This window comes from Oceanobacillus chungangensis (assembly GCF_003369565.1).
GTDB lineage: Bacteria > Bacillota > Bacilli > Bacillales > Amphibacillaceae > Oceanobacillus > Oceanobacillus chungangensis.
The window spans coordinates 1-16,525 of record NZ_PIOD01000021.1 but is presented as its reverse complement, the minus strand read 5'-3'; the positions used below and the strand labels follow the sequence as shown (position 1 = coordinate 16,525).

At 35.6% G+C, this 16,525-nt stretch carries 18 protein-coding genes and 1 pseudogene; 8 read left to right on the top strand and 11 right to left on the bottom strand.

What is annotated here, in order from left to right:
- The first annotated feature begins 374 nt into the window (after nt 1-374).
- The 3 genes from CWR45_RS15560 to CWR45_RS15550 all read left to right on the top strand — a co-directional run bounded on the left by CWR45_RS15560 (nt 375) and on the right by CWR45_RS15550 (nt 4,344).
- Nucleotides 375-3,584 (top strand): DEAD/DEAH box helicase, encoded by a 3,210-nt coding sequence (locus tag CWR45_RS15560; protein ID WP_115750783.1) that lies wholly within the window; start codon nt 375-377, stop codon nt 3,582-3,584.
- A gap of 225 nt (nt 3,585-3,809) precedes the next feature.
- Complete coding sequence (locus CWR45_RS15555) at nt 3,810-4,016, top strand: gamma-type small acid-soluble spore protein (RefSeq protein WP_115750782.1); 207 nt, start codon at nt 3,810-3,812, stop codon at nt 4,014-4,016.
- 16 nt (nt 4,017-4,032) lie between these two features.
- Nucleotides 4,033-4,344 (top strand): DUF3892 domain-containing protein, encoded by a 312-nt coding sequence (locus CWR45_RS15550; protein ID WP_425453637.1) that lies wholly within the window; start codon nt 4,033-4,035, stop codon nt 4,342-4,344.
- 134 nt (nt 4,345-4,478) lie between these two features.
- Here CWR45_RS15550 and CWR45_RS15545 read toward each other — a convergent pair whose 3' ends face one another.
- Together CWR45_RS15545 and CWR45_RS15540 are read right to left on the bottom strand one after the other, a co-directional pair.
- Nucleotides 4,479-4,748: a hypothetical protein gene (locus CWR45_RS15545; protein ID WP_115750780.1), complete on the bottom strand. Its 270-nt coding sequence runs from the start codon at nt 4,746-4,748 to the stop codon at nt 4,479-4,481.
- Nucleotides 4,749-4,840: 92 nt separating this feature from the next.
- Nucleotides 4,841-5,125, bottom strand: a complete 285-nt coding sequence (locus tag CWR45_RS15540) for a hypothetical protein (RefSeq protein ID WP_245975434.1) — start codon at nt 5,123-5,125, stop codon at nt 4,841-4,843.
- 221 nt (nt 5,126-5,346) lie between these two features.
- Here CWR45_RS15540 and CWR45_RS15535 point away from each other — a divergent pair, with 221 nt between their 5' ends.
- Together CWR45_RS15535 and CWR45_RS15530 are read left to right on the top strand one after the other, a co-directional pair.
- Nucleotides 5,347-6,597 carry a PcsB-like coiled-coil domain-containing protein gene (locus CWR45_RS15535; protein ID WP_115750779.1) on the top strand — a complete coding sequence of 417 codons (1,251 nt, stop codon included), beginning with the start codon at nt 5,347-5,349 and terminating at the stop codon, nt 6,595-6,597.
- Nucleotides 6,598-6,792: 195 nt separating this feature from the next.
- Nucleotides 6,793-7,431: an alpha/beta hydrolase gene (locus tag CWR45_RS15530; protein ID WP_115750778.1), complete on the top strand. Its 639-nt coding sequence runs from the start codon at nt 6,793-6,795 to the stop codon at nt 7,429-7,431.
- 70 nt (nt 7,432-7,501) lie between these two features.
- On the opposite strand, the gene CWR45_RS15525 is transcribed toward CWR45_RS15530, so the two are convergent.
- The 3 genes from CWR45_RS15525 to CWR45_RS15515 all read right to left on the bottom strand — a co-directional run bounded on the left by CWR45_RS15525 (nt 7,502) and on the right by CWR45_RS15515 (nt 10,939).
- Nucleotides 7,502-9,046: an ABC-F family ATP-binding cassette domain-containing protein gene (locus CWR45_RS15525; protein ID WP_115750777.1), complete on the bottom strand. Its 1,545-nt coding sequence runs from the start codon at nt 9,044-9,046 to the stop codon at nt 7,502-7,504.
- A gap of 252 nt (nt 9,047-9,298) precedes the next feature.
- Nucleotides 9,299-9,865 (bottom strand): NADPH-dependent FMN reductase, encoded by a 567-nt coding sequence (locus CWR45_RS15520; protein ID WP_115750872.1) that lies wholly within the window; start codon nt 9,863-9,865, stop codon nt 9,299-9,301.
- An 18-nt stretch (nt 9,866-9,883) separates the two neighbouring features.
- The gene (locus CWR45_RS15515; protein ID WP_115750776.1) at nt 9,884-10,939 is read right to left on the bottom strand and encodes an LLM class flavin-dependent oxidoreductase; all 1,056 of its coding nucleotides are present in this window, start codon (nt 10,937-10,939) and stop codon (nt 9,884-9,886) included.
- A gap of 312 nt (nt 10,940-11,251) precedes the next feature.
- On the opposite strand from CWR45_RS15515, the gene CWR45_RS15510 reads away from it, so the two are divergent.
- Nucleotides 11,252-11,620 carry a winged helix-turn-helix transcriptional regulator gene (locus CWR45_RS15510; RefSeq protein ID WP_115750775.1) on the top strand — a complete coding sequence of 123 codons (369 nt, stop codon included), beginning with the start codon at nt 11,252-11,254 and terminating at the stop codon, nt 11,618-11,620.
- A gap of 220 nt (nt 11,621-11,840) precedes the next feature.
- Nucleotides 11,841-11,999 (top strand): hypothetical protein, encoded by a 159-nt coding sequence (locus tag CWR45_RS19910; RefSeq protein WP_170138883.1) that lies wholly within the window; start codon nt 11,841-11,843, stop codon nt 11,997-11,999.
- Nucleotides 12,000-12,146: 147 nt separating this feature from the next.
- On the opposite strand, the gene CWR45_RS15505 is transcribed toward CWR45_RS19910, so the two are convergent.
- From CWR45_RS15505 to CWR45_RS15485, 6 genes and pseudogenes are all read right to left on the bottom strand, one after another.
- Nucleotides 12,147-12,497, bottom strand: coding sequence for a YrdB family protein (locus CWR45_RS15505; protein WP_170138882.1), 351 nt, complete (start codon nt 12,495-12,497; stop codon nt 12,147-12,149).
- A gap of 55 nt (nt 12,498-12,552) precedes the next feature.
- Nucleotides 12,553-13,233 carry an MBL fold metallo-hydrolase gene (locus tag CWR45_RS15500; RefSeq protein ID WP_115750773.1) on the bottom strand — a complete coding sequence of 227 codons (681 nt, stop codon included), beginning with the start codon at nt 13,231-13,233 and terminating at the stop codon, nt 12,553-12,555.
- Nucleotides 13,233-13,868: a TetR/AcrR family transcriptional regulator gene (locus tag CWR45_RS15495; protein ID WP_115750772.1), complete on the bottom strand. Its 636-nt coding sequence runs from the start codon at nt 13,866-13,868 to the stop codon at nt 13,233-13,235. The genes CWR45_RS15500 and CWR45_RS15495 overlap by 1 nt, the downstream gene beginning before the upstream one ends.
- 141 nt (nt 13,869-14,009) lie before the next feature.
- Nucleotides 14,010-14,174 (bottom strand): annotated as a pseudogene (locus tag CWR45_RS20520) (AbrB family transcriptional regulator); the annotation flags it as partial.
- Nucleotides 14,175-14,407: 233 nt separating this feature from the next.
- On the bottom strand, nt 14,408-15,118 hold the full coding sequence (locus tag CWR45_RS15490) for a class I SAM-dependent methyltransferase (RefSeq protein ID WP_115750771.1): 711 nt from the start codon (nt 15,116-15,118) through the stop codon (nt 14,408-14,410).
- Nucleotides 15,119-15,157: 39 nt separating this feature from the next.
- Nucleotides 15,158-15,382, bottom strand: coding sequence for a YppG family protein (locus CWR45_RS15485; protein ID WP_115750770.1), 225 nt, complete (start codon nt 15,380-15,382; stop codon nt 15,158-15,160).
- 147 nt (nt 15,383-15,529) lie between these two features.
- Between CWR45_RS15485 and CWR45_RS15480 the strand changes: the two genes are divergently transcribed.
- On the top strand, nt 15,530-16,309 hold the full coding sequence (locus CWR45_RS15480; RefSeq protein ID WP_115750769.1) for a DUF2268 domain-containing putative Zn-dependent protease: 780 nt from the start codon (nt 15,530-15,532) through the stop codon (nt 16,307-16,309).
- The last annotated feature ends 216 nt before the right edge of the window (nt 16,310-16,525 follow it).

Here is a 16,525-nt window from a genome sequence, read left to right as displayed (position 1 = left end):
GTCAGATTGAAAGGGAATTATCGACCGATTGGGAAAACCTTCTATCCAGAAAAAGGAAGTCATAGTTACTGGTTACTCGAGCGCTATTTTTCTTGGTCGTGTAAAGATGAGTATTATATAGGAGTGAGCTTCATCATAAGCAGTGGGAAATAAAAGATGTGAAATTTAGGTTGGAAGAACTATCATTGCCTATGCTTCCTATACCATTGCTTGGAGAAGAAGCAATCCTGTACTATTCCCGAGAAAAAGTAGCTTTAACTTGGATGTTACGGAAGGAGAAGAAATCAAAGTGAAAATTAGCCGATTAATGATATAATAGTCTCATTATGTGTACGTAATTATTAAATGAATTTTCTTTCCAAAGGAGCAGCGCATTGAACATAAAGCTGAATCAAAAAATCATCCAAGATCGATGTGGAATCGTCTCCTTTAAAAGAGGAGATGCTTTTTATCGTAATAATAAAGTAACAGTTGAAAATTATAATTCCAAAAGATGTGAAGCTACTGTTTCTAGTAGAGAAGTTTTCAAAGTGACGATTGAACAGGATAGCAACCACGGTTTTCTTGCATCCTGTAGCTGTCCAAAATTATCTTCATATGAAATGGATTGTCAGCATATTGCTGCCGTATTAATAGCAATTTATGATCATCAGCGGGAAGACTATCTGAAAAGGGACCAACAGGGAGAGCATGTAAACAACGTGGATAAAGATATGAAATTGGCGGATGGATTACTGGCATTAATTCATAACCAACCTGTTCGAAAAAGTGGTCACCAACGCCATTTCGAAAATAGAGAAGAAATTGAAGTGACGTTTTTATGTATTGTACTCACTGATGAAAATACTAATCAGCATATTGGGATTGAAATAATCATCAATTCCACTACTATAGTCGATATACATAATTTTCTGTTTCAAGTGAAAAAAGGGAAGGCATCTACAATTTCTTCTTCATTTACATATGATCCATCACTACATTGCTTTTCAAATCAAAATGATGCAGTTATCAATCAGCTAATTCAATTTATTGACGATGAAAAAATGTATGATAATCAAACGGAATATCTTCGTAATCGACAAATGCTAGTAATTCCACCATCATCATGGAGAACACTTTCCTCTTTGCTTATGAAAGCCCCATCTGTAAAGCTTTCATACAACGATGAAACGGTTGAAAGCTTGTCAATTGTAGAAAGCCGACTTCCACTACAATTTGAATTTGCTGATACAGATAAAGGGTATGAGCTGAAAATCATAGGTCTAAACAAGCTATTCGTTTTAAAAGATTATCAGCTTGCTCTTCATGATGGAAAATTATTTTCTTTAGAAATGGAGAAGACAGATCAACTATTGAAACTGAAACAAATGCTCGATACTTCAAAAACCAATCAAATTTTCATTTCAGAGGAGTATATTCTATCTTTTTTGGAGGAAGGGCTATCGGGATTAAAGAAACTCGGAAATGTCCATTTAACGAAACGTCTTGCAGCAAAATATTCCAAAACACCCCTAATCGCTAAACTATATTTAGATCGTTTAAAGAATCGTCTGCTTGCCGGACTTGAATTCCATTATAAAAATGTAGTGATTAATCCATCAGAGGAACAGAATGGAAGAGAGAGTACGATGGTGATAAGAGATGTAGAGCGAGAAGAAACGATTCTTCGACTAATGGATGAGAGTGCATTCACCAAAACCGATGAAGGGTATTTCTTTCATAATGAGGATTTAGAGTATGAGTTTCTATACCATGTCATTCCTAAATTGCAGAATTTCGTACAAATCTATGCAACTACTGCAGTAAGAAATCGAATTGCTAGAGTTAGTACAGGCCCGAAAATTAGGGTGAAACATAAAAAAGACCGTACAAATTGGCTGGAATTTAAATTTGAAATGGATGGTATCCCGGAAAAGGAAATACCAGAACTTTTGGCAGCGCTAGAAGAAAAAAGAAAATATTATCGATTGCGAAATGGATCGCTCTTATCTCTAGAATCAAGGGAATTTGAAGAAATTCAACGGTTTCTCCATGCCGCTCCGGAGCAGGAGCTAGATTTGGAGAGAGCTTTAAATTTACCAATAGTGAGTGGAATCAAGTTACTCGATTCTGTTGGAAATAATAATATATTCAAAATTGAAGCATCTTTCCGTCGATTTCTCGATAACCTTCAAAACCTCGATAAAGCAACCCAAGAGGTGCCTAAAAGCTTAGAATCAATTTTACGGAAATATCAAATACAGGGATATAGATGGATGAAGACACTTGCGGAATATGGATTTGGTGGAATTCTTGCTGATGATATGGGACTAGGAAAGACAATCCAAAGTATTGCATTTATTCTCTCAGTACTTTCTGAACTGAGAAAAAGAGACCAGAAAGTTCTCATTATTTCTCCTTCATCTGTTACGTATAATTGGTTAAATGAATTAATGAAGTTTGCGCCAGAAATAGAAGCATTAGTCATAGATGGAAATAAGACCGAAAGAAGCAAACTTCTGAATAATGTCCAAGGGATTGATGTGCTAATTACATCTTATCCATTAATAAGAATTGATATTGACTGGTATAAGCAGCAAGCATTTCATACAGTAATTTTTGACGAGGCACAGGCATTTAAGAACCCTATCACACAAACTGCTAGAGCAGTGAAGAAACTAGATGCAGATCATCTTTTCGCTCTTACAGGAACACCAATAGAAAATTCGCTGGAAGAACTTTGGTCGATTTACCATGTTGTTTTCCCAGAATTATTCGGCGGACTAAAAGATTTCAGTAATCTGACAAGGAAGCAAGTATCAAGAAGAATCCGGCCGTTTTTACTTCGTCGAATGAAAGAGGATGTCATAAAAGAGCTCCCTCAAAAATTGGAACAGGTGGAATCGGTAGAGTTACTCACTGAACAGAAGAAACTCTATGTTGCCTACCTCGCGAAATTAAGGCATGATACGTTTAAGCATTTGGATAAGGGAACATTTAGAAAGAATAAAATCAGGATATTAGCGGGACTAACTAGATTGCGGCAAATATGCTGTCACCCTGCACTATTCGTTGAAGGTTATAAAGGAAGCTCGGCAAAATTTGAGCAGCTAATGCAGATTATTGAGGAATCTAGGCTATCAGGCAGAAGGGTATTGATTTTCTCCCAGTTTACAAAAATGCTCGATTTAATTAGTAGAGCCCTAGTAGATCTAGAACTTCCATTTTTCTACCTCGATGGACAAACTCCCTCAAAAGAAAGGATAGAACTCTGTAATAAATTCAATGATGGAGAACGTGATTTATTTTTAATTTCTTTAAAGGCGGGTGGCACTGGTCTAAATTTGACCGGTGCTGATACTGTAATCCTCTATGATCTATGGTGGAATCCTGCTGTGGAAGAGCAGGCTGCTGACCGTGCACATCGAATGGGGCAGAAACGAGTTGTGAAAGTGATTAAACTCGTTACCCGTGGAACGATTGAGGAAAAAATGAATGAACTTCAGGAGAAGAAGAAAAAAATGATTGATGAAATTATCGATTCAGAAGAAAATGAGGAATTTGGAATTACAGAGGATGATATTCGAGAGATTTTGAAAATATAGTTTCTATTTTTCCTTTCTTAATGCATTTTAATAAGAGAGTAATTATTTGAAGGAAAACAGCCTAAGTAATGGAACCGTTACTTAGGCTGTTTTCCAGTTATCGAGCATTCCAAAAAGTTGATATAACTTTTTATGGGGTCTTATATATTGGTATATTTTCACTGCATGCTGCTTAAAATCCTCTATTCGGGACAATATAAGGTAAAAGATTAGAGGAGGCAGATGATGATTAGTGATAATAATTATGAAAACTTGACGGTCGCTGGTACAAATATTAACGCAGTAAAGAAGAATAACAAACAATCAGGAATGTCCTATAATGAAGTTAAGGAATGGATTGCTAAAACAACTGGGGGACATGGTACTGGAATTTACAGCGACACCAATATTGAGGAAGTTAAAAGGAATAATCAACAGTCAAGGCTGAAATAAAGGGGGGCATATTCTCGTGCAAAAAGACTTCGAAAAAATATACAATGATTACAGGAATCAAAGTGAACAACAATCTAGTCTCGAGGTGAGACAGGAACCGTTAAACGGACAAGAAGAAATAATAGCAGTAAGAAAAAACGATTCTGGAGAGATAATCGCGTTCAAAACGAATACTGGTCGAGAGCTTGATTATATAACTGCATTAGAAGAAGCAAAGTCCGGTAAAATCGCCCATATAGATGTATTTCATAAGTATGGAAGAGAGATTATTCGCAGTGAACCTGATGGTATTATAGAAAATAATTTGAGTAATTTACCTATATTTTAATTAGAAGTATCATTCGTTTCATTTGTTTCTGCAAATAAACTGTGAACTACCTTAAGCAAGGCGTGTTCACTGAAGGGATGCACTGGTAAAAAATATGACGGATGGTTTTCACTGAAACCCATCCGTTTAACTATTCATAAGCTATTGTTTATATTGTTTTGATTCTGCTGTTGTGTATTGCTGGAACCGAGTGTGTTTGTAAGTTGTTGCATATTTTCATTATTTCCTATGTTTTGTAAAGGCTCTGTAAATTGTTGAACAGCTGGATTTTTCATCACATTAGATAATTGGCCAGGCAAACGTTGAAATGTTCCATTTTGGACTCCTTTAGTAATGCCGTAAATGGCGGCACCTGCAGCAGCTGTAGTAATTAACGCTGTCATTACACCTTGACGATTGTTCATATGAATATCACCCTTTAATTTTATTGTGATCTTATGTTCCTAGCTTTGTGGAACATTGTTAGTTTACAGAATCACGATTAATTTATACTGGTTTAATGTTCCATTTTCAGCAGATAGGTAAAGATATTGTCGAGTAAATGGATGGATACATAGCTTAATTGATAGTTTCTATCTATCAATAAAATGAAAAAAGAATCGTTTTCACTATTATGCGAATAACGATTCTTGTGTTTAGACCTGTACATCTGATCTTTTTTATTTTTAGTTTTTCTAGTACTTAAATCAAGCTGAGAAAATGGACTCCGATTAATTTCTGGATTCATTCTTCCTTCGCGTATTAATTTACGACGCTTCTTATTGGCTTTAGAATAAGCCATGAATCTCACGCTCCTCTTATCATTTGCTTCTATATATACATCGTTTTAATATAATTACTAGAGCCATTTGTTACTTTATTGTCATAACCTGAAACATAACTGTAATATCTTTAACATAGTTCCGTCATTTTCAAATGATATACTTCGACATAGGAAAATAGGAAAATACATCCAATAGAGAAAAATGATGGTATGATGCTAAAAAGAAAGCAGGGGGAAAATTGAAAAAGAAAATAGTCGCAATTACCTTAGCTACGATAATTGCTCTAGGATTTCCTGTAAGCAATTATAGTTATGCAGAAACCACTAATGATTTAGAAGCAATACAGGATCAACGTAAGGAAATCAAAGAAAATCTTTCTGATGCAGAAGGTCAAATAGCTAGTGTAGTAGTTGAAATTGAGGAATTGAATAATCAAATAGAGAAAGTGAATGAAAGATTAATAGAGAGCCGAGAATTAATAAGAGACACTGAGCAAGATATTACAGTAACAATTGATGAAATCGAAACGTTACAGTCTGAAAAGCAGGAACTAGAGATTTCAATAGAAAAGCGGTATGAAATATTAAAAAATAGAGTTTCATCTTACCAAAGAACTGGCGGATCTATTTCATTTTTAGAAGTTATCTTTGGATCACAAAATTTTGGTGATTTTCTAAGCCGTGTTTCTTCAGTAAATAAAATAGCGGAATCCGACGCAATTTTAATGGAAGAACTTGATGTCGACATTAAAAAAGTAGAAGAAAATCAGAAGCTTTCACTAGAGAAATTAGATAAATTAAATTCGTTGAAACAAGAGCAAGAAGAAGCCCGATTAGCAATTAACGAACAAAAACAGCAAAATGAAGCACATAAGCAAGAACTAGAAAACAAACAACAAGAATTAGTTGCTTTAGTTGGAAATTTACAAGCTAAGGATTCGAATCTTACGGCACTTGAAGCGGAAACGAAAGAAAAAATTGCAGAAGCCGCTAGAGCTGCAGCACTAGCTGCAAAGGAAAGAGAACAAATAGAAAAATCAGCAGTAAAAGTAGCAACAACAAGCTCTGAAACAAAACAGAGCGAAGAAGAAGCAAGTACTAATAAAAGCACGGGTACAAAGCAACAGTCGAATAAAGCAGTAAAACAGGAACAAGAAAAGCAAGTACAAGAAGTACAGGAACCTGTCGAAAAGTCAGAAGGAAAAACGCTTATGATGTCCTCCACAGCGTATACTGTTGAAAGTTCAGGGGGATCTGGAGTAACCTCAACAGGTATTGATTTGAGAGAAAATCCGGATACAAAGGTAATTGCAGTAGATCCAAGCGTTATTCCATTAGGTACTGTTGTTCATGTTGAAGGATATGGATATGCCATTGCGGGGGATATTGGCGGAGCGATTAAAGGGAATAAGATTGATGTTTATGTACCAACCCAAAAAGCTGCATTGAACTGGGGAAGAAGAACAGTAAAAGTTACGTTTTCCAATTAGACAAGTCTAGGTAGAGAATCAATTAGAAAATAATTGCTTCTCTACTTTTTTTGTTTATGCCTAGTCTATGCTTTATCGCTAGCTTGCTATATTATAGAACAGCGTTTATATTAAGAATACAGCATTATTAAAGAAGGAATATTTCCTAGACCAACAAATTAAAGGTAAATTAGTAATAATAGAGGAGGAATAGGCATGAGCACACCATTAGTATATGAATTGCGAAAGCCTGATGTAATAGAAGAAGGAAAGGACTATCCAGCATTATATCTGATCCACGGAATGGGGAGTAATGAGCAGGATCTTTTACAATTAGTTCAAGGATTAGAGGAGACTTATTTTATTTTTAGTGTTAGAGGACCAATAGTGCAACCACCAGGATTTGCCTTTTTTACGATGGAGGAATTTGGAAAACCACATCGTGACGTTTTTGACCAAGCGATAACAAAGCTTACATCATTTATCGATTACAGCTGTGAGAAATATCCAATTGATCAAATGCAGCTAAATCTAATGGGATTCAGTCAAGGGGCAATTCTTTCTATGAGCCTAGGATTGATACTGGACAATAGAATAAAAGGAATAGCTGCCCTTAGTGGTTATATACCTGATTTCATAAAACAGGAGCATAATAATAAAGATCTTCATGATCTATCCATCTTTATATCCCATGGTAAACAGGATCCTGTTTTGCCATTCGATTGGGCACCACCAAGTGAACAATTATTTCTGAGAAATGGAGCAGAGGTAGTATTTAAGCAATATGATTCAGGACATACTGTTTCTCAGCAGAATTATCAGGATTTGAGAGCATGGTTTAATAATTTACGTTAAAATTAGGATACAAAGAGAGCACTGTAAGAAATTTCCAGTGCTCTTTTTCGATATTATTTAGTGAGTGGCATTACTTCGCCCATTCCTCTACATTCCATACTTTTGTTACCCAGTCTTCATAAAATTCCGGCTCGTGACAGACTAAGACAATAGTACCTTTATATTCCTTTAACGCTCGTTTTAATTCTTCCTTCGCTACGACGTCTAAATGATTTGTTGGTTCATCGAACAAAAGCCAGTTGCTTTCATTTAGCATTAATTTACATATTCTAACTTTCGATTGCTCTCCACCGCTTAACTGTTTCATTGGTCGAGTAATATGCTCATTTTTCAGGCCAACTTTAGCTAGAATTCCACGTACCTGTGCCTGATTTAAATGAGGAAAGGCATTCCAAACCTCATCAATTGGGGTTGTATTTGGTGCTTGCACTTCTTGCTCATAGTAAGAAGGATAAATGAAATCGCCAAGTACCCGTTTTCCACTTAGTGGATTGATTTCTCCTAGAATTGTTTTCAAGAGGGTAGATTTTCCAACACCATTACTACCAACAATTGCAATTCGATCTCCGCGTTCAATCGCAGTTGTTAGTTTCGGAAATAATGGGCGATCATAACCAATCTCAAGATCTTCAGCTTCAAATACAAATCGACTGCTGCTGCGAGATTCTTTAAATTGAAATGTAGGCTTCATTGCCGTTTCCGGTCGATCAATTCTTTCCATGCGCTCTAATTGCTTCTGGCGACTTTTAGCGCGTCCAGTTGTAGAATATCGTGCTTTATTTTTTGCGATGAAATCTTCTTGTTTCTTAATATATTCTTGCTGCTTTTCGTATGCGTTGATATGCTGATTTTTATTAATTTCTGCAAGCTCGAGAAATTTCTCATAAGTCGCTGTATAGCGAGTGAGCTTAGAAAATTCAAGATGGAAGATGACATCTACAACCCCATTCATAAATTCCGTATCATGGGAAATTAGTAAAAAGGCATGAGGGTATTCCTTTAAGTAGTTGCTCAACCAATGAATATGCTCAACGTCTAAATAGTTCGTCGGCTCATCTAGTAGAAGTACCTCTGGCTGTTCCAAAAGAAGTTTTGCAAGCAGTACCTTTGTACGTTGTCCACCACTTAGGGCTGATACGTCCTTCTCAAGTCCAATTGCATCAATTCCAAGACCATGAGCCGCTTCTTCAATTTTAATATCTAGCGTATAAAATCCGCCGGCTTCGAGTTTATCTTGAATAATCCCCATTTGTTCAAGTAATTCCTCTAATTCTTCAGGAGTTGCTGTTCCCATTTTTTCGGTTACTTCATTTAGCAGCTTTTCTTGTTCAAATAGGGGAAGAAATGCATCCCGAAGCACATCACGAATCGTCTTTCCTTTTGTTAAAACGGTATGCTGATCCAAGTAACCGTAGTTGGTCCCTGGTGTCCACTGAACTTGACCAGTATCATGGATCAATTGCCCAGTTATAATATTCATCATAGTGGACTTTCCAACACCATTTGCCCCAACTAACCCAACATGTTCTCCAGCAACTAGCCGGAATGATACATCTTTAAATAATGTGCGGTCACCAAAGCTATGGCCAAGCGCATCGATTGTAAGTAAACTCATTTAATTATACCTCCATGAAAAATAAAGCGTCTTTCTAATAATAAATTATCCTATCGTTCATTGTTGGAGGGATTACTAAGTCTCTTAATAAGCTATTCTTCTAGAATCGTTCTCCAATTATTATTACCAACAATTTATTATAGTGGAAAAGCAGGTAACTTACCATAGATGGAAGTAATGAATTTAATTATAATATGCCTGTAGTAATAACATTCTATATAACTAAGGCGCTTCTAATTGCGTTCTGCTCTCTTAAAAACCATATTCTGCTTCTTTTGCTTCCCGAATCTTTGTATATGTTTCTAATAAAACAACCGTATCTTCGACTAAAAGGTTGATTCGGAATAATATATCATCATTGATGATTTCATTTCGATAGAAGTCTTTTTCTTCGATAAACACATATGTTTGCACCAACACTGCCTTCATATAAGATAAAATCGGCTTTAATTGCTGTTCAGCAATCAGATAATGCTTCGGTGAACCTGCAGTCACAAGCATGCTGACTACTTTGTCGCGTAGTGCATCTACTGGAAGTAAGTCAAAAATATTTTTCAATGTTGCAGGAATGGACGCCTGGAATATTGGTGTCCCGATAATAATCGCATCTGCTTCCATTATAGTTTGCGCAACATACTTAGTGTCACCTTCATATTCAAGATAGTTACGTCCATCACTAAACTGAATAGTATAATCTGCTAGATCTAGTAACACCACTTCAACATCAGGATAATTTTCAACTAAATCCTTAATAGTATAGTTTATTGCCGTTCTAGTTTTAGATCCGACATTTGAGCCGGAAATCCCAACGATTTTCATTTTTATCATGTCCTTTCCTTATTTCGCAGTATGTTTCTTTATTGCTGGTAAAATTTCTGTACCAATCAACTCAATATTTTTTCTTAATTTGTCAAAGGGTACACCACCGAAATCCATTTGGGCAATATACCGCTGATGGCCAAATTGTTCGTGCTGATATAGTATTTTTTCAATAATTTGTTGTGGGCTACCAATATTCAGAACATCTCTTGGATCTGCACCTTGAGCGAATTGTTGTTTCGGATATCCTCTGCCGTTTGTAACTTTCATTCCTTCATTAATATATGGATAATATTCTTTTTGTGCTTGTTGTGTTGTTTCAGCTGTATAGAATAGTCCAGCTGTTGCAATTGGAAGCTCTTTAGCGTTGTGACCATTCTGACGAGCAGCTTCACGATAAGCATCAATGGAATACTTAAAGCTAGTAACGGGACCTCCTAAGGTAGCAAGAAACATTGGTACTCCTGCATATCCAGCCTTTATCGCACTTGCAGGCGGACCCCCGACAGCACGCCATATTGGTAGGTAGCCAGCTTTGGGACGCGGAATAACGTTAGCATCTTTTAATGGTGCACGGAATTGTCCGCTCCAATTGACCGATTCTTCTTCATTAATTTTCAGTAGTAACTCGAATTTTTCTTCATATAGCTCTTCATAATCTTTAAGGTTATAGCCTAGTAAATCGAATAGCCCTACTCGTGATGCACGACCTGCAATAATCTCAGCACGTCCTTTGGAAATCAAATCAATCGTGGCAAAATCCTCATAGACTCGCACTGGATCAGAGGTACTAATAATCGTCGATGAACTTGCAATTTTAATTTTCTCAGTTGCTTGAGCAATAGCAGCTAGAACTACAGAATGTGCTTGTGTTGTAAAATACTCTTGATGACTTTCACCGACACTAAAGAAATCTATTCCAGCTTGCTCTGCGATTTTAGCTAATTCAATAATTTCATGAATACGTTGTTCAGCTGAAATACGTTTTCCTGTATTAGGATCTGGTATGTGATCCCCTAATGAATAAATCCCAAATTCTAAACCTTTCCTTTGATCTATTCGATATTTTTCCATCTATTATTCATCTACTTTCCTTATTTCATATTATTAATATAAGTATAGTACATAACATGAAATGATTTAAGTATGTACTTTTAAGTGGCATAGTATATAAAAAGATACTAATTGACAATTATAACCCAATAACAATTATATACGAAAAAGTATTGTTAACAGCGTGTCAAAGGCCTAAATGAAGGATAAACGAACGATTTTTCCTAACTGTTAATATTATCGCCGGAATGCTAGAATTAACTATATAGAGTAATTTAGATATATAGATTTTATTTGATATAGTGTTAAAAAAGATACTAAGGAGAATGTTAAATGGAAAAGTCACCGGAAAATTGTCGTGTAGAGGATGCCTTAGGAATTTTGGTTGGGAAATGGAAACCAATTATTTTGTTACATTTACTTCAAGAGGGCACAAAACGGTTTAGTGAGTTGAAACGCAATATACAAGGGATTACACAGAAAATGCTTACGAAACAACTACGTGAGCTAGAGGATGAAGATATCATTGAACGTGTAGTCTACCCACAAGTACCGCCAAAGGTGGAATATTCGATTACGGAATATGGTAAAAGTTTAGAACCAATATTAGAAGCAATGCATGAATGGGGAACGAAGCACACTCTTCATAAGTTGCAGAAACAAAATGAAAATTTAAAAAAGGAAACGGCTAGTGGGGAGTAAGCAAAAGATTCTGAAAGAGTATGTATTTCACAATGATGTGGAAGCATACTCTTTTTTGATTTAAAGGATGTTTAGTAAAGCTCGTTGCATTTTACGATAATGGATCTTTGAATGCTTTATTTTCATCTTTGTTTAATATAAGCAATTAACATAAGAATGTTAATTTTGGATATGATAATCAAGAAGTTCTGCTTGAAAATATCGATTGGAGGTTTATTGCATGTCAGAAGAAAATAAGAATCGTAATAAAGATAAGGGTAGACAGAAAAACCACGGAATTAAATATGATACAAGTCCGAAGCGTGATGTGGAAATTGCAAGTGAAAACGAAAGTGAGTTCTTAAATTTGAATAATAAGAAAAATAAACGTAAAAGATAAAGTGATGCTTCAATCAGTGGGGGAAGAAATAATTATCCCCCTAACCTTCCTTACGTCCGCAAATTGGTTAGGCGGGGGTCTTACTGCCCGTTACATGCGGGGTAAAATGAAGTCCAACATTTGTATTTCACTGTATTTTAGAAAGATTTATATACCACGGCTGAACTCTAATACAAAGATAAAAAACTTCGTTAAAAGTACCGTTATTAGAAAAGTTACTCCAAGTATGCTTTTACCAGAAAAATGTAATGCGGCAGCGGCTAAACTGAAAACCATAATTTGGAGTATTGAGAACATCGGGTCTGTTACTGGGTAAGAAGCTTTAGGGGCAAGATATAATCCCCAGAAGATCGCTACTAATACTGGAGTACCTACTCCGAAAAGAAATTTAAAGAAAAGTCCTCTGTCCAAATGAAATCCCCAGTAGAAAAATGCGATAAGTCCTGCCACCTCTAAGCAAAATAATAATCCAAAGAGAGCATATTGTATAATAATCAAGCAACACACAACCTTTCAAGTTTGAAATCGAATAGAAATGACCTTTTAAAAAAACTTAATTCGTTCCATCTTTTCCGAATTGTTGAAGATAAGCTTCAAGTTGATTCGCAGGGTGAAAGACAGTGTTACCATGGCAAACCTCTAGCTGCTTAGGTTTTAATTTCCTGAGAATCATGCTGCTTTTTACTGCTTCGTTCATATCACCAGTAAACATGGATATTGGCTTTTTCAGCTTTCCATTCCTTGATGTAAATAAATCTCCTGCCAGTAAAACTTGATCCTCGCTGTGGTAATATACGACATGTCCAGGCGAATGCCCGGGAGTTAAATAAGGGGTAAGCCCGGAAATAGTTAATATTTCGTCTTGGTCATTGATCTGTAGCGGCTGAGCGATTCCTTTTTCAACATTTACTTCAAATTTCTTTCGTCTTGGGTAGAGCATATCACCTTCCATAAATGGAATCTCATTTTGATGTGCATAGACAGGAACATTCCTATATTTAAGTATTGGTTTTAAAGAGCCAATATGATCAGAATGACCATGTGTAAGAACAATTCGATTTAGTCGAAGCGGTTCCAGTTGTTTAATAAACTTCATAATTCCTTTAGCCATCATTGGTATCCCAGCATCAACTAACGTAAGTCCTTCTTCATCAATAACAACCCAGACATGAATGGGGAAGGGAATCCAGCTTTTTAAACTCCAGATATGTTTGGAAACTCTTTTAGCCTTCATTATTTTTCCACTCCTAGTTTTAAATTTGCTCTAAATCCTGAAATAAGAATCTCCACTGATAGCTCGAATGTTGGAATTAATCGTTCAAATAGTACTTCGGTAGGCTCATGCTGATAAGAATAAGTACTTAAAATACCATATAAGTTATAGAAAAAAATACGTGAGTAGGCTAATAAGTAATCATTATTTGGAAGTGAAAGACATTCACCGAGTAGGTTTTTCATGATGCTAAAAATCTCCAACCGTATCTGATTAATTTCCAGTTCTGGTTTTTGTTCATCTACACGTGCAGATTTAGCATTAATAAAAATGGTATATAAGTTTTTATTATGAAGACAAAATTGAATGAATTGATTGCTAATTTCTTTTAATTTCTCTTCTGGCGGTAAGGAATTTGCTTCAGCGATTTTGTTCATCGTTTGTTTTAATTTTGTAAGTGAAGGCATAGAGAGTTGGTGTAGTAATGATTCCTTATCCTTGAAATAAATATAGATAGTAGTATGAGAACACTTCGCTTGTTTTGCAATTTCTCTCATCGAAACAGCATCATATCCTTTATTAGCAAAGAGCTTCCCAGCAGCAGAAAGAATTGCCTTTTTTGTTTCTTCTGCTCGTTGTGATTGCTTATTACCCATGATGATTATCATCTCCATATCTAATATTATTTTGCTAATACTAACCACTGGTTATATTGTAACCAGCGGTTAGTATTAGTGTCAATTAATAAAAGATAGGGTTTTAAAAATAATACCACCCTCCATTTTCAACTTTCACGGTTATTCTTTCTTGCTTCTATGGTTTATGACGAGCTTCACAAATGGGATGATAATTACGGATAAAAATAAAATTCGGAACAACTAAAATGCGGTTACAATTGTTACACCTGCTTGGATTATCTCCATTTGGTCAAGTCCACCAGGAACAACGTTTAAAAAACTAGAAAGGACCAAGCATCCATGGCATTGGTGCACCTATTGTAACATATAGCATTTCTCCAACTATTCCAATTGTGAATCAACTTCCTTCTTCATTTTTGATATGGCTAATATCTTCTCATTAAAGGATGACGCTTAATATCATCATAACGCTAACTAATTTCATACAAAAGTGTAGCATAAAAAATAAAAAGCCCAGTATATAAAACTGGGGCTTCATTGATGAATATATGATATTGTTACGAACATCTGAAGACACGGAACCCCAATATATTCTTGTATTTTTTCGATAAATGCTGGTGATTATCCAAGATCTTAATTAATTGATCATCAATGTTATCGGAAGGGGAGAAGTCTGGGGCATTTTCCACATTATCTTTGTCTATCTCATAGTTAAAAGGTTCAATAATAATTTGCCTGAACCCTGCTTGCTTTAATAGGTTATCCCAGCTTGAATCAGTGAGTAATTGAGTAAATCCATAAAACTCAGTTATCGCTCTCCATTCGCTTTCTGGAAGCTGCTGTTCTAATACGATTTCAACTGCAATAAGTGTACCACCTGGCTTTAGTACTCGTTTTAACTCGTTTAATGCAACAGGGATAGTTGTAAATGCTAGAACAGACTCGGAAAGAACAAGGTCAAAGGATTCATCATCGAATTGCAATTGTTCTATATCAGCATATTCAGCACGGATTGGCAAACTAAGTGACGAGAACCGCTTGTTTGCTTTCTCCAACATTAGATTATTTTTATCTATTGCAGTTAATGGGCAAGCGTAGTTTTCTGCAATGAATGAAGCGGTTTGTCCAGTGCCGCAGCCAGCATCTAATATATGTTTTGTAGCATCGACATTTTCAGTAGAGAGTATATGTTTCGTTAGTTGAAGACCTCCGGGATGTGCACCGCCAACCCCGAATGATGCCAAAAAATCCATATACGTGTAGATCAATCCTATGCAACTCCCTCCCAATTGTAAATATATGTTACGCTAACGTTTCATAAACTTCGAAATAAATGGACTTACTTGTTTGTAAGTCTTCTCCATTTGATTAATAGATGTAAAGATACGGTTAACATCAAATTTACCTTCATTATCTTGAAATAGAGTTGAGAGACGTAGATTATTAGGGGCCTGCCCCCGTTGTATTCTTGGTCTCTGATATCTTGTACGAGGATATGGGTATTGTGGACGTCTTTGTCTCGGTGGAAACATTTTATATACACTCCCTTTGTTTAGAGATTCTCCAATATTTTATGCAAAGGTCAAATTCAGAATAAGTGAAGCAGCCTAAGACTGTTTGAACTTATTCCATAAACCAGCATAATTTAGTGATAGATATAAGAAAAGGGCGGTGTAATAATGAGCATTATCAGAACGGACAGATGGCTACTCGATTCTTATGATAATCCTATTGAAATGTGTGAAAAAATAACGCCATATTTTGACGATGAATCAGCATATGATATATATCAATACTTAACAATTCATGGGATGTATCGCCCATTAAGCAGAGGTGTGGAACAGGTAAAAGACCTACAAAATAATGGAGTTTGGAAAATGGTAGAGAGAGAGCTGAGAATACTGCAGAAATATTGGGGCGGACCAGACATACCAGTATTTATCTTTCCTTCAGAATCGACTAATCGAACTTTAATTCGTAACTTTAATCGTAAGTCTGGTTTAGCTTTCCATGATAAAATCTTTTTATTTATTTCTCCGGAAAATAAACAAAAAGAAATTAATGCATTGTTGACCCATGAATATAATCATGTTTGTCGATTAATGCGATATGATAAGAAAGAAAAAGAGTATGTATTACTCGATACCATTATCATGGAAGGTTTAGCGGAACATGCTGTATTTGAAAAGTATGGTGAGGATTATGTCGCGCGGTGGACATCTAATTATTCAGAAAATATGTTAGAGAAAATGTGGCAAACCCACATTTTCCCAAATCGAAATCTTTCAAGAACAGATCGAAAATACGAGAGATTATTATTTGGTCTGGCAAATTATCCAACAATGTTAGGGTATTGTGTAGGGTATTATTTAATAAACAACTATTCCAAAAAAACAAATCTTAAAAGTAAAGATTTGCTTACGATAGATTCGAGTATGCTCGCCCAACTAAAAGAATAGTACTAGTATGTTGAAATGATTTAGAAGTGTAAGTGATCGGATAAGTAATTAATAGGCCTGCTTGATATAAGTAAATAAATAAACCAAAAAACAGACCGAAAGGGTACCGACCCCCAAAAGTTAGAGTTAAAAACTGACTTTTGGGGGTGTTTTTATGGCCAAATATAGTGAGGAATTTAAAATAAAGCTTGTTACCGAATATTTATATGGAAATCT